The sequence below is a fragment of the Paradesertivirga mongoliensis genome (assembly GCF_024436395.1).
In the GTDB taxonomy this organism is placed as follows: Bacteria; Bacteroidota; Bacteroidia; order Sphingobacteriales; family Sphingobacteriaceae; genus Paradesertivirga; species Paradesertivirga mongoliensis.
The window spans coordinates 750326-762995 of the sequence record NZ_JAFMZO010000001.1 but is presented as its reverse complement, the minus strand read 5'-3'; the positions used below and the strand labels follow the sequence as shown (position 1 = coordinate 762995).

12 protein-coding genes are annotated in these 12670 nt (G+C 41.4%); 5 read left to right on the top strand and 7 right to left on the bottom strand.

Translation table 11 applies throughout. From position 1 onward, the window contains the following. Positions 1-1449, bottom strand: coding sequence for a phytoene desaturase family protein (locus tag J3P43_RS02985; protein ID WP_255898852.1), 1449 nt, complete (start codon positions 1447-1449; stop codon positions 1-3). A gap of 93 nt (positions 1450-1542) precedes the next feature. After that, positions 1543-2997 carry an HTTM domain-containing protein gene (locus J3P43_RS02980; protein WP_255898850.1) on the bottom strand — a complete coding sequence of 485 codons (1455 nt, stop codon included), beginning with the start codon at positions 2995-2997 and terminating at the stop codon, positions 1543-1545. Positions 2998-3225: 228 nt separating this feature from the next. Here J3P43_RS02980 and J3P43_RS02975 point away from each other — a divergent pair, with 228 nt between their 5' ends. The 3 genes from J3P43_RS02975 (at position 3226) to J3P43_RS02965 (ending at position 5584) form a co-directional block, all read left to right on the top strand. Then, positions 3226-3957, top strand: a complete 732-nt coding sequence (locus J3P43_RS02975) for an HAD family hydrolase (RefSeq protein WP_255898848.1) — start codon at positions 3226-3228, stop codon at positions 3955-3957. 102 nt (positions 3958-4059) lie between these two features. Next, on the top strand, positions 4060-5100 hold the full coding sequence (locus tag J3P43_RS02970) for a UbiA prenyltransferase family protein (RefSeq protein WP_255898846.1): 1041 nt from the start codon (positions 4060-4062) through the stop codon (positions 5098-5100). A gap of 79 nt (positions 5101-5179) precedes the next feature. Then, positions 5180-5584 carry a GtrA family protein gene (locus J3P43_RS02965; protein ID WP_255898844.1) on the top strand — a complete coding sequence of 135 codons (405 nt, stop codon included), beginning with the start codon at positions 5180-5182 and terminating at the stop codon, positions 5582-5584. A gap of 40 nt (positions 5585-5624) precedes the next feature. On the opposite strand, the gene J3P43_RS02960 is transcribed toward J3P43_RS02965, so the two are convergent. Further along, entirely contained in the window at positions 5625-6881 is a 1257-nt protein-coding gene (locus tag J3P43_RS02960) for a DUF418 domain-containing protein (protein ID WP_255898842.1), read from the bottom strand. A gap of 95 nt (positions 6882-6976) precedes the next feature. Beyond that, entirely contained in the window at positions 6977-8341 is a 1365-nt protein-coding gene (locus tag J3P43_RS02955; protein ID WP_255898839.1) for a lipopolysaccharide biosynthesis protein, read from the bottom strand. Between the two features lie 171 nt (positions 8342-8512). Here J3P43_RS02955 and J3P43_RS02950 point away from each other — a divergent pair, with 171 nt between their 5' ends. Beyond that, positions 8513-9481 (top strand): glycosyltransferase family protein, encoded by a 969-nt coding sequence (locus J3P43_RS02950; RefSeq protein WP_255898837.1) that lies wholly within the window; start codon positions 8513-8515, stop codon positions 9479-9481. Position 9482: 1 nt separating this feature from the next. Then, a complete protein-coding gene (locus J3P43_RS02945; RefSeq protein WP_255898835.1) occupies positions 9483-10565 on the top strand; it encodes a glycosyltransferase in 1083 nt (360 codons plus the stop codon). Here the strand turns inward: J3P43_RS02945 and J3P43_RS02940 are convergent. Genes J3P43_RS02940 through J3P43_RS02930 form a run of 3 tightly spaced genes read right to left on the bottom strand, consistent with a single transcriptional unit; the run spans position 10558 to position 12667 of the window. Continuing rightward, a complete protein-coding gene (locus tag J3P43_RS02940; protein ID WP_255898833.1) occupies positions 10558-11448 on the bottom strand; it encodes a glycosyltransferase family 2 protein in 891 nt (296 codons plus the stop codon). The genes J3P43_RS02945 and J3P43_RS02940 overlap by 8 nt on opposite strands. Before the next feature lie 12 nt (positions 11449-11460). Next, the gene (locus J3P43_RS02935; RefSeq protein WP_255898831.1) at positions 11461-12081 is read right to left on the bottom strand and encodes a class I SAM-dependent methyltransferase; all 621 of its coding nucleotides are present in this window, start codon (positions 12079-12081) and stop codon (positions 11461-11463) included. Between the two features lie 10 nt (positions 12082-12091). After that, positions 12092-12667: an LbetaH domain-containing protein gene (locus J3P43_RS02930; RefSeq protein WP_255898829.1), complete on the bottom strand. Its 576-nt coding sequence runs from the start codon at positions 12665-12667 to the stop codon at positions 12092-12094. Positions 12668-12670: the final 3 nt, after the last annotated feature.

Genomic DNA, 12670 nt, shown 5'->3' with positions numbered 1-12670 from the left:
TCAAAGAGACACCGTTGGTTTGATATTGAAAACATCCTTTAGTGCCCTTCGGGCCGAATGATATCCGCACATACCATGCACTCCTCCGCCCGGCGGCGTTGATGAAGAACAGATATAAATGCCCTTTGACGAAGTGCGGTATGGCGAAAGTCTGAGCGCTGGCCGGGTAAACAATTGCGAAATGTCAATAATTCCTCCGTTAATATCGCCACCAATATAGTTCGGATTATAGGTTTGCATTTGGACAGTATTCATGGTATGTCTGGCCAAAATTGTATCTCTGAATCCGGGCGCAAACCTTTCAACCTGTTTCTCTATTACCTCCGTCATATCTTTTTCAGAGCCATTTGGTACATGGCAGTATGCCCAGGCCGACTGCTTTCCTTCGGGTACCCGGGATGGGTCGAACACACTTTGCTGAGCAAGTAATACAAAAGGCTGTTCGGGATGCTTTCCCTCCGAACTCATTTTTTCAGATGCAGAAATATCCTCAAATGTATTTCCCAGGTGAACGGTGCCTGCCTGCTTACATTCGGAAGCGGTAAAAGGGATGGGATCTGAAAGAGCCCAATCTATTTTAAAAACTCCCATTCCGTACTTATAACGGCCCAACTGCCACTTGTATAAACTAGAGAACTTGTGCCCTGCTATCTGAAAAAGTTGCTGAGGAGTTACGTCAAAAAGCAATGCTTTGCAGGAAGGGAGCTGGCTTAATGAATTCACATAAAAATTAGTTTCTATCTTACCTCCTAAAGAGATGAAATAGGATGCCAGGGCAGCAGAGATCTGTTTTGAGCCTCCTTTCGGGAAAGGCCAACCGTTAACATGCCCCATTGCCATTAAAACAAGTCCGATCGCTGACGTAACCGCATTGGAAAGCGGCTGTATTGAATGAGCCGCCATACCTGCCCATAAGCCCCTTGCCTGTTGGGTGATGAATCGGCTATTCCCCAGCATTTGCGCTGATTGAATTGCATTTAACCCAAAACGGGCCATCTCTATAGGATGTTTGGGGATACGCAAAGGCCCTAAAATACTGCCGGCTAGATTGGGCCAGCTCTTAACTAGCGGACCAATTAAATTTTGATATGACTGTTCATCACTACCAAATGCGCTCGCAGTTTCACTCAACGATGGCCTTAAAACCGCGGCTTCGCCGGTATCAAAGGGATGGGCTGCGGCAATTTCAGGATATATGTATTCTAATCCATGCGAGTGCAGTGGTAAAGATTTGAAGAATGGCGATTCGAAGGCAAGCGGATGAATAGCCGAACAAACGTCGTGTAAAAAGCCGGGTAAGGTTAACTCTGCGGTTCGCAAGCCACCGCCAATAGTATCTTTCCCTTCAATCAATAAAACCGACAAACCAGTTTGCTGCAATGTAATTGCAGCGGCCAGGCCATTGGGCCCCGACCCGACTACTACAGCATCATAATCACTTTTCGCCAATTTATTTTAAATTAAAAAATGAGCAATGAATGTCTTCACCCGGTATTTATGCAACTTAATAAATTTATACATGTTTTATACTTATCACCAGAGTTAATGACTGCAAGGTTGCGGCTCGTACTTGCTGATAGCCCTAAATCTTAAGACCTTTTTCAATAGGAAAGGGTTTCCCTGCAAAAGCTCATTCTTTTCAGAGACACTCGCCGTGTTAAAATTATGGTTTTTACCACCTCTAATGTATTCGAGTTGTTTAGGTTGTGATGTGCTCACTAATTCTTTAAACTGAAAAAATGGGATCAACTGCTTCCGGTCGGCCAGCTCCTGCAGTTCCTTAGCCGAAGATGAAGTAACCTCTACCAAATCCTTTTGAAAATCAAATATCTGTATACTCGCAGGAACAATAAGATGGTTCGAAATGCCGCCCTCGGTACGCAAATTTGAAAACATAGCAAAAGAGCTTTCAGTTTTTAATCCCAGGTAGGGACAGAGTCCGTTGATAAAAACAATGACCGGAAGTATTAATAATGACCAATGAGCAACACGGAATCCCCCGCTATGGTTAGCTTTTTTATGAGCTAAAGAACGAATGAAGATCCAGATGCATAATAGACTGAAAACGGTCCAAAAAACAAAGCGGAAGTAATCTTCAACCTTTTTAGATACCCCATATATCACAAGGATAACTCCCAGGAAAGTAAGCGTAAAAAATAAGAGCCTCTGGTGACTATAAGGCTGAGCTTGAATATTTATGGCCCGCGTTTTAAATGAATTAAAAACTCTAACAGCTGTATCCGCCAGTTCGGGCGACGCGAATAAAAAATAACAGGCGAAGATGGCCGATGAGAAGTCATAAAATCCGTTTATTGGATTATAAGCAATGATCCAATGAAATATAAGGCCGATGAATAAGCCCATATTCCGGGTTTTTCTAAAACACAGAAACAGGGGAATTAAAGCTTCTACAATTAGAGTTAAGTAAGCTGTCAGCGACAGGAAAATGGTTGGTGATTTGAATACAGCTGATAACTGAGCATTAATAAAATCAGAGGCACAACTTACATCGGTGTTAAAAAATGATGTGTTTAGCTTATGAAAAACCACGAAGAAGTAAAGGATGATCAACTCGGCCCGGAGGATAGGTGCAAAGGTGTTAAATAAGTCTGCCTTATTGATATTGAAAGTCCTGTTTTTGAATACATAAAACACCAGTGCGTGTAAAATACTGAGATCTGCAAACAGCACAAATATTTCATGATTAGACACATACGGAAATACCCTTAAACTCACCGACAGCTGTACAGCCAGAAAGATCAGAAAACGTGACACCGATGATGGCTTACCGATAAGTACGGCAGCTGCAATAGTTAGGATGGCGAAATGGAGTCCGTAAGAAAAGGTCCTGCTCTGCGCCATATGAAAGAGTGCAGCAATACTCCACAAAACAACAAGGATATTATACCGCCTGTCAGGCTCAGGAACCACTTTTGATGGTGTATGTTGTAACAAAGTACCAGGTGTAATCTCGTTTGTGGGTATAGTTTTTATCATACTCTCCTGATCAGACTAGAAATAGATCCTGCATTTTAAGATGGTCAATTTAAGTGTAGAACAATTTCTGAAGAGCCTTGTTTTTACTCAGACGAAAGCACGTTTAATTAGAATTTAATCGTTATTTTATTAATAGAGTTTCGTTCGCCGGGCACCCGATTTTTCAGCAAGTTAGCAAACAAAAATAAGTACCAAACGGTTAAGACTTTACGTAGCCTATTAAAGATCATGAGCCAAATACAACAAACGCAACCTATAGACTGGAACAAAGTAAAGGCGGTTGCTTTTGACGTTGATGGCACTTTATACACACAATCGAAAATGAGAAAGAAAATGCTGTTTGCATTGCTTTCTTATTATCTGATTCGGCCCTGGCGCATCAAAGAATTAAAAATGCTCCGCGATTTTCGAAGCGAGCGCGAAAAGAGGTCAGGATCTGTTTGCGAGGACCTGGAGAATGCCCAGTATGCCTGGTGCGCTGCTAAGGGAAACTACTCCATCCCAGAACTGAAGAAAATTGTGGAACATTGGATGTTCAAATTTCCAAACCAATACTTACGGGGATGCATGTATCCCGGTACCAAATCATTCTTCGCCAGTTTGAAACAAAAGGGCTATTTAATAGCTATTTACTCTGATTATAAAGCCACAGATAAGCTTGAGGCGATGAACTTAAATGCAGATCTGGTTGTTAGTTCGACGGATCCACATATCGACCGGTTAAAACCCGATCCAAAAGCGCTTCATTATATCGCCGGAGAATTCGGTCTGAAACCTGAAGAGTGCTTATTTATTGGCGACAGGCAAGAGCTGGATGGTCAGTGTGCAATTAATGCAGGATGGCAATATCTTATTGTAGAGAAAAAATCGTTCGAAACCTTTGATTTCTATACCAATCTGGAGCGGGAATTACCGAGCAAAGCACCTGTAAATCAAACAACTACTTTACAGGAGTCGTAAAGAATTGAAAAGATAAGGACCATCGTCCGCAAGTAACCATCCAGGCACGAACGCTTAGAGTGAAAGTTAAACGCTGCCTGATAAAATTTAAAATAAGTACCTATGAATCAAAATTCTACCACCCCAACGGCGGCGCTGGATGCCGGAGCACCTGTTATTCTAAGAAACGCAGGATTTAAAGAATATGTAACCATTGCCCGGCCAGACCATTGGTTTAAAAACATTTTCATGTTGCCGGGAATGCTTTTTGCCTATCTGATTTATAAAACTCCGATTGATTTTGATTTCTTTTTCAAAGTGGTGGCCGGAGTTACCAGTACCTGTTTAATTGCTTCGGCAAACTATGTAATTAATGAATATCTCGACGCTGAATTTGACCGCTTTCATCCTGTTAAGAATAAAAGATCGGCTGTTCAAACCAAATTAAACCCGGCATATGTGTATCTCCAATGGTTCGTTTTATCTGCCGTTGGCCTGGTAATAGCTTATTTTATTAACATTCAGTTCTTATTTACGGAAGCTTTTCTGCTCTTTATGGGGATTATGTATAATGTTAAGCCTTTTCGCACCAAAGACAGGGTGTACCTCGATGTAATTTCCGAATCGGTAAATAATCCTATTCGTCTCGCGCTCGGCTGGTTTATTTTTGTACCTGCGGCATTGCTTACAGGCGACTCATCAGATACCCTCTGGAGCATTATCCCTCCTGCCAGTATCATCCTGGCTTATTGGATGGGAGGTGCTTTTCTGATGGCAACAAAACGATTTGCAGAGTATCGCTTCATTAACGACCCTGAGCGGGCGGGCCTCTATCGCCGTTCGTTTAAGTATTATACCGAACAGAATCTGCTGCTCTCGATGTTCTTTTATGCGCTTACCGCTACCTTCTTTTTAGGGATCTTTCTGATAAAACACCGTATTGAGTTACTGATCAGCTTTCCGTTCTTTGCATTACTGTTTGTATGGTACCTCAAAATCGGCTTAAGGCAAGATTCTGTTGTACAGGGCCCTGAAAAGTTACACCATGAGAAAAAGTTTATGGCTTATGTGGTAGCGTTTACCATTCTGCTTATGGCATTATTGTATATTGATATACCTCCATTGCAATGGTTCTTAAAACAATCTTTTCAATACGCTAATTAAGAAGCAAAATACAGATTTCGGGTATCGGTGAACTCAGTTCAGGATACCCGTTTTTTATGGAACATCCTCAAGAATTTATATGATTAGTTCGGCAATAAGCGCTGTAAAAGAATTTTCAAAGGTCCAGATAATACGATTCCTGATAGTAGGTGTGGTATCCTTCTTAATTGAGTTTGGAGTTTTTGCTTTTTTAGTAGACGTAGCTCACATTAACTATCAGTATGCAAATATACCGGCTATGGCCACCGCGATTATATGCAATTACTTCCTAACCCGAAAGTATGTATTTGAGCCGCTGAAGCACAATGCAAGGACGACCTTTTTTCTGTTTTTGACTTTTACGTTGGTTGGGGTTGTGCTAAATCAATATTTGCTTCTGTTGATGGTAGAGCAATTAGAGTTCAACATTAAAGGCAGTAAGGTTCTGGCAGTTGCCATAGTCGCAATCTTCAACTTCCTTACTAAAAAGTATTTTGTATTTTAAGTGGGCGCCCCGGCTGGTTTAGCATTATGTCCTTTAAAGGCTATCGCGTGTGGTTTTGATTTAACTGTTCTTTATCCACAAGGATCGCTTTAGCTTCCAGATTTGGCAGAACGCTGGGTTTACTAAGAGGTTCGGGATACCAAATAGATGATGCCCACCGCCAAATGGACTCCAAGGGCCCATGTTTATGGCTTCTAAGCCACCACCTGCAAAAAAAGTATTGAAGAATAAAAGAAATTAAGCCTATTAAAAGAGAGGCTGTTGCACCTGCATACTTATACAAACCAAGTCCGTATCCATAATAAATGAACGAGCCGACAATGGACTGCATTACGTAGTTTGTGAGACTCATACGGCCAACCACTGCGAAACGGCTGAGGAATGTGTCGAATTTTGTATAAACCAGTACAAATGAAGCAAGCACTACCAGCATGAGGGCAAAATTAGACCATGAATTAAAAACTTGTCTCAATGCTCCGGAGAGGTTCTCATCCATAAAAATTCTGGTGGAGGCACTTTTAAATGTAAAGAGGGGGATAAAGACGAGCCCCGAAATGACAAGCACTCTTCTCCAAAATCGAACATTTACCTCATTATAGCTAAAGCGCTTTTGCCGGCCGAGTAACAGACCTATCATAAAGAGGGCTATCGTTTTAAATATCCTTCCGGTTTCGAGCGACCAGAAAACTACGGCTAGTTTTCCAAGGGTTAAGTTTTCAATTGCTTTCTCAGAAAAAGTATAAAGAGGTGCTTTTGTTCTGACCATATTAAAATAAAAATCCGACATTTTGTTGGGTGGCAAGTATGCAGGATCGTTTATAATTTGGAAAAGGGATAGTAACAGAAAGGGTTGCAGCAGAAGTATTACCGCCAGGACGAAGATTGCTTTGCTGTTCCAATCGCTAACCAATAGCAGCGAGACTCCAAGGACCGCATAAAGTGCCAATATATCTCCGGGATAAAATATGGTATTGAATATTCCGATGAGGAACAAAACAGAAAGCCGCCAAAGATACCTGGCCTTGAATGTCAGAACAGAATTATTTTTCCGGCTATACTGCAGGTAAAAGGTAAACCCAAATAACAGTGCAAATATTCCGTAGGCCTTACCGGCAAACAAAAACACTGTAATTTTCCAGATTGCCAGATCAATGAGCGTCAGCAAATAAGATTGACCTTCTGGTGAAGAATAGTGGTCAAAATGCTCGATATTATGAAGCAATATTATACCAAACAGAGTAAATCCGCGAAGGGCATCGACAGTTTCAATACGCAACGGACCAGTACTATTGCTCATGATAAAAACTTTACTCCATCAACAAAATTGCTGTGTCGGAGTGTTAAACAACACATCTCCTGGGATGCGGATTAATTATTTTATTCTTAGATACTTCAGGTATTTAAGAACTTTATTGCCGGTAGCCTAAGCGTAAACAACTGAGCAAAAAACGACTTCGCCGAGCTGTATTTCAAAATACCAAACGCATCTTTTACAACGAACAGCAACATAAACAGCTCTGATAAGAGCATGGCTATTATCACGCCGTTCAGGCCCAAAATCCTCGTTAAAACAATTACAGAAATGATTAAAATAGCTATACTAATCAAGTTGTAAACTGCATATTTTTTCGCCTTATTGGTCGATCCCTGGACAATTCCAAACAAATTCCATACAGCGCTTACAGATGTAATTATGGCGAATGAGTAGAAAAACAAATCGCTTACCTGTACTTTGTTTTTAGTCCAGAAATGAAACAATGGCTTGCCAAAAACCAACACAAACAAGTTAAAGCCAATAAGTACGACGGCCAGGACCTGTATGGAAGAAATAAAAATGCGTTTAAACTTTTCAAAATTCTCTTTGCCGTATGCAGTAGTTAGTTCGGGCGTGATCGCCAAATTCAAAGTGGATACTACCTGCTTAATAACGTTCATAAAGGTTCGGGTGGTAGAAAAAATTACCACGGCCGCAGGTCCCAGAATAGAGCCCACAATAATTACTGCTCCCTGGATCGAAAATGCCTGAGTGAGGGGAAATGACAAGAACGAGAGAGCGAGCGGCAGCTGCTCTTTTACTGCTTTATAAGAAAAGTGTCTGACGCCATAATAGATCCAGGAACTCCGTTTAGCAAGGATTATCCGGTGAATAAAACCTGCTATGATTGACATTGACAGGATTATCGAAACAATTAAAACCGGACCTGCGCTGAAAAAAGTCAAGGAAATAATAATTAGCGATAGTTCGGCAATTTTGCTGAAATTGCCAATATTCATCCCGATAACATAGTTTCCCTCGCATCTTAGTGCGCCTAACAACAAACTGTTTTGCTGTATCACTAAAATGTTTATAAGAAACAATACCAGGATCAGTTTCGAATCACCTTCCGCTATGTCTGTAATATTCAAAAGGCGGTCAATAGGAGACAAATATATTCCCGTAAAGGCAACTAATAAAAAAATAACAGAGAAGGTACTGATAACGATCCAGGTATTTTGGAACGATTTAAGAGCCCCGAGTCTGTTATTCTTCGCGACACATAAATTCATTTCATTAGCCGCCACAGTGCCAAAGCCTAAATCGCCGGCCATCGCTATTAAGGACGGTGCTGCACTTAAGATCAACCACTCGCCATATAAATGCGGCCCCCAGAATTTAATATAGATGGGAACCAGAAGAAGCTGATTAACGATATTGATAATCTGGCCAAAAGCTGCTGCGCCTGATGCTTTAAAAATTTTATTGAAAGAACTCTCCAAGGGTATATGAAAGTAAATGTCTTTATTATATGACCTAAAGTAATTTATTAGGAAACATAAAACCACAAAAAGTGTTTTTACATAATTCGATACTTCTATTAAAAATTAATTTTTGTTATAAAACTCTCAAATGAAAAGCATATATCTTGAAAACTTCGTAGCTAATTGCCCATGTTCAACTTTGTAATAGACTGCTCCGATTCGGCACTTAACGACTATCTGAAAATGCCTCCGGAGGACGCTGTGAGAGTTTTTACACGAGGTGATTTAAACTGGTGCCTTCAAACTTATTTTATTTTGTCAAAGCAAAATAAGATCCCTGTAAAATGTTCTAACAAACTTTGCGACAACTCGATCAATCTTGTCCATTCAGATCAGTTGCTCAGGTTAAAGGGCCGGCCCTCCCAGTTTCTTGTTTGTGTGCGGGCAGACTATCCTAAAAGAAGATGGGCCCATTATCATATAGTCCAAAATAAAAAACAATTAGACGCAAACACATCATACGTTCCGCATTGGGTGCAACCGGGACTAATTAAACGTGATGAAAGCCGGAAAGGAGTAACACGCATTGCTTATGCCGGAGAAATTCAAAATGGCAACCTGGCAGGCTCGGTCAGTGCCTGGCGAGAGTTGTTCCGTCCGCATAATATTCAATTTGTGGTATTGGAAGGAGGCACGTGGCACGACCTTAAAAATATTGATGTTTTGATAGGTATAAGAAGTTTTAGCTCTCAAACATACGATACCAAGCCGCCTACAAAGCTTTTCAGTGCATGGCACGCTAACATCCCGTTTATCGGTGGCAATGACTCTGCCTTTATGCAGGTAGCCAAGCCTGGTGAAGATTATTTGCTGGCGAAAACACCAGAAGAGGCTGTAGCCGCAGTATTGAAGCTAAGGGACAATGATGATTTATACGAAAGACTTGTGGAAACCGGAAAAAAGAAGGGTTTGGAATATAACGAGAGTACCATTGCGGAAGAATGGCTTAATATTCTAACCGGCCCTGTTACGAGCAGATATGAGGAATGGAAAGCGCGGCCTGGCTATGAATGCCGGCAGTTTAATCTGAAACAAAATATTGGAATAACAGAGCATGAACTAAAAAGAGCTATTAAACGTCTGATACATATTGGTTAAAATGATAAACACTAAGCTTAAACACGACAGAAGGGATTTCAGAATAAAAAAGGATAGTCTCGTGCCAAACACTTTATCATTCGAAAACAGCCCTGCTTTTAACTTTGTGATTAATTACCCGGATTCAGAAATTTCCGAATTTATAAAGTTAGGTTCTATTGCAGAAGCTGCCGCCAAAGATATCAGAACGGCTGCCAGGATAGTAGCCAATGGCGACCTGACATGGTGCCTGCAAACATTCCTGAATTTGTCCAGATCAGGATCTTTGTCTTTAAAGTGCTCAAACACGCTGTGCGAAGATTCTATTAATATTATTCACTCTGACACCTTGTTAGATTTTAAGGGGAGAGACCGGCATTTTATAGTTTGCGTGCAAGCCGATTACCCCCGGAGACAATGGTCACACTATCATATAGTGCAGAATAAGAACCAGGTCTTCCGCGACACTTCGTATATCCCCCATTGGGTACAACCCGGCCTGATAAAAAGAAATGCTTCAAGAACGGGTGTTAAAAGAGTTGCCTATTCTGGCCAAACGTTTAATAAGAACCTTGCAGGTTCAGAGCAAGCCTGGAAAAAATTACTTGAACCTTACGGGATAGAGTTTGTAACATTATCCAATGAATCATGGCACGACCTTAGCGAAATTGATGTCTTGATTGGCATCAGGAGCTTTGATTCAAAGCCTTTTAACAATAAGCCACCAAGCAAGCTTTTTAATGCATGGCATGCCGGAATTCCTTTTATCGGAGGATACGACTCTGCCTACAAACAAGTGGGCGAGCCGGGTAAAGACTATCTTCTGGTTAAAACGCAACAGGAAGCATTAGAAGCCATCCTAAAACTTCAAAATGACCCTGCCTTATATGACGAACTAACCTCAAAAGGCAGAAAAAAAGCTTTAATCTATAATCAGGACACGATAACCAAAATATGGGAAGACGTTCTAACTAATTCTGTTGCCAAGCGCTACAGAATTTGGAAAGAGCGCTCGCAATACGAGCGCCTTAGATTTTATCTAATCAGGAATTACGGTTTATTGCACCATAAATCTAAGCAGGTGATTAAGAAGCTGATTACTTAACAGCTTCGGGCACAAAGTCTTTATTTGGCGGGCCAGTTTTTAGGAGCTGGCTTTTTTGCGCTTTATCCCTTTCCTTAAAAAGTTCTTTTGTACGCAATACAATAAAATATTCATAGATAGCTTGTAGTGTAGCATAGGTTATACCAGCCGAGCCATCTAAGAAAGCCCTCCTTCCAACAACCATATAAAGCCATTTAATTAGCGGCCTTCCGGGAAGCTTATAAAAAATTCCTTTTTGATGATATCTGCGGGTGCTGAATTCTTTATCAAACAAGGCTTTCCGAAGAGAGAAGGTAGTTCCTCCTTCAATATCCTTAAGACGGGTGGACGCTTCTAAATCGGCATATCCTAAATGTCTTTGAATCCAAAACCTAAATCCCTTGCTGAAAGGATAGTGATCTAAAAACCCGTCGAGATTAGCTACCGGGCCGTCGGGAATAGAAACGGGGTTGACCAACCGCTCGTAGCGCATTTTTTCGGGACGAAAAAGTCGCATATAATAAGGCGAAATTTGGGCATGCTTCAACCATGTTCCGTTCCAGGCAAAATCCCTTCTCAAAATATTATACGCAACTGCTTCTTTACTATCAGGGTTGAATGTCATTAAAGCATTGTATAAGCTCTGCGAAACGCGTTCGTCAGCATCAATATAAAGCACCCATGGATACTTAAAGTTGATATTTGCGAGGCCCCAGTTTTGATGTGCCGACCAATTATCAAACTTCCGCTGAGTTACCTTAGCACCTGCAGACATCGCGATATCTACTGTTCTGTCGTCGCTGAATGAATCATACACATGCACATCGTCGCACCATTTAACCGATGCAAGGCATGAGGGAAGATCCTGTTCTTCGTTTTTTGTTAATATTAATACTGATACCATTAATTTCGTCTGTTAATCAATTTGAAATACCATTATCATCGATTTCCATAAGTAAGGCAATCTGCCAACACCTTCAAAATGTATTTCTCTGAACCCCTCGCTTACGAATAACTGCGACAGGGAGTTCCGTGTCCAAAACTTAATATGACCACCTGTTTTAGTAGGGTGATGGTGATGATCCCATTTATCAGCTACAGCTAAAGCCAGGTTTTTAAGGTAGCCATGGTAAGGAGTAGAAATGATAATAATACCGTCTTTTTTCAGGGTTTGTCTTGCTGTTTTAACTAAATCGGCCGGGTTAAATAGATGCTCTACTACTTCAAGACATACAATTGCCTCAAATGCATGTCTCCAGTCAGCTGGAATTTCCTCTCCCACAGCAATCTTACGGACATCTGCATCAGCATACTCTCTTGCGAAGCTAAACCCTTCTTCATCAGGCTCCATCGCCGCTACACGTTCAGTACCTGATAACCAGGCAGGCAAATTAGAGCCGTTACCTGTTCCAATATCTAATAGAGATCCTACATGGTGTCTTTCAAGCAATCTAAGCGTTGCCGGTAATAAGTATGAATGGCTTTGCTCAGCACCGTTTGAAGTCCATCCGAATTTGGGTACTACTTGTGTCACCATTAAATCTTATCTATTTATAAATCAGTTCTGCTTTAATTTTTTTTTGCTCCATCTTTCTCTCCTTAATCGGTTCGCAGGGATGACCCGAGCAAACCATCCAGGCCGGCATACTACGTGTTACCACAGATCTGGCTCCAACTACACAGCCTTCGCCTATGCTTACCCCGGCATGAACAAACACTTCTGCCGTAATCCAGGCATAATCTCCAACACGGATGGGCTTGGTTACCAGGGGATGTCCTTCTTTCGTATAATCATGTGTCCCGGCACATAAATGTGACCCCTGGGATACGATGGCCCGCTTACCGACACTAATTTTGCCCTGCGAGTAAAGGATCACTCCGTTCGCAATGCCACATTCGTCCGACAGATCCAGGTTCCAGGGCGCCCAAATTTTAACTCCGGGATAAACGTGCACACCCTTACCAACCTTAGCACCAAAGCAGCGCAATAAAAATGATCGCCAGGAGTGTAAGGGCTTTGGAGAAAACCTGAAAATGGTCGACTCTACAATTCCCCAAATGGCCCTTGATATCCGGCTTTGCAGTGAGAAAGATGGTCCTGTAAAAGTGTCTTGGTTGTGCATAAT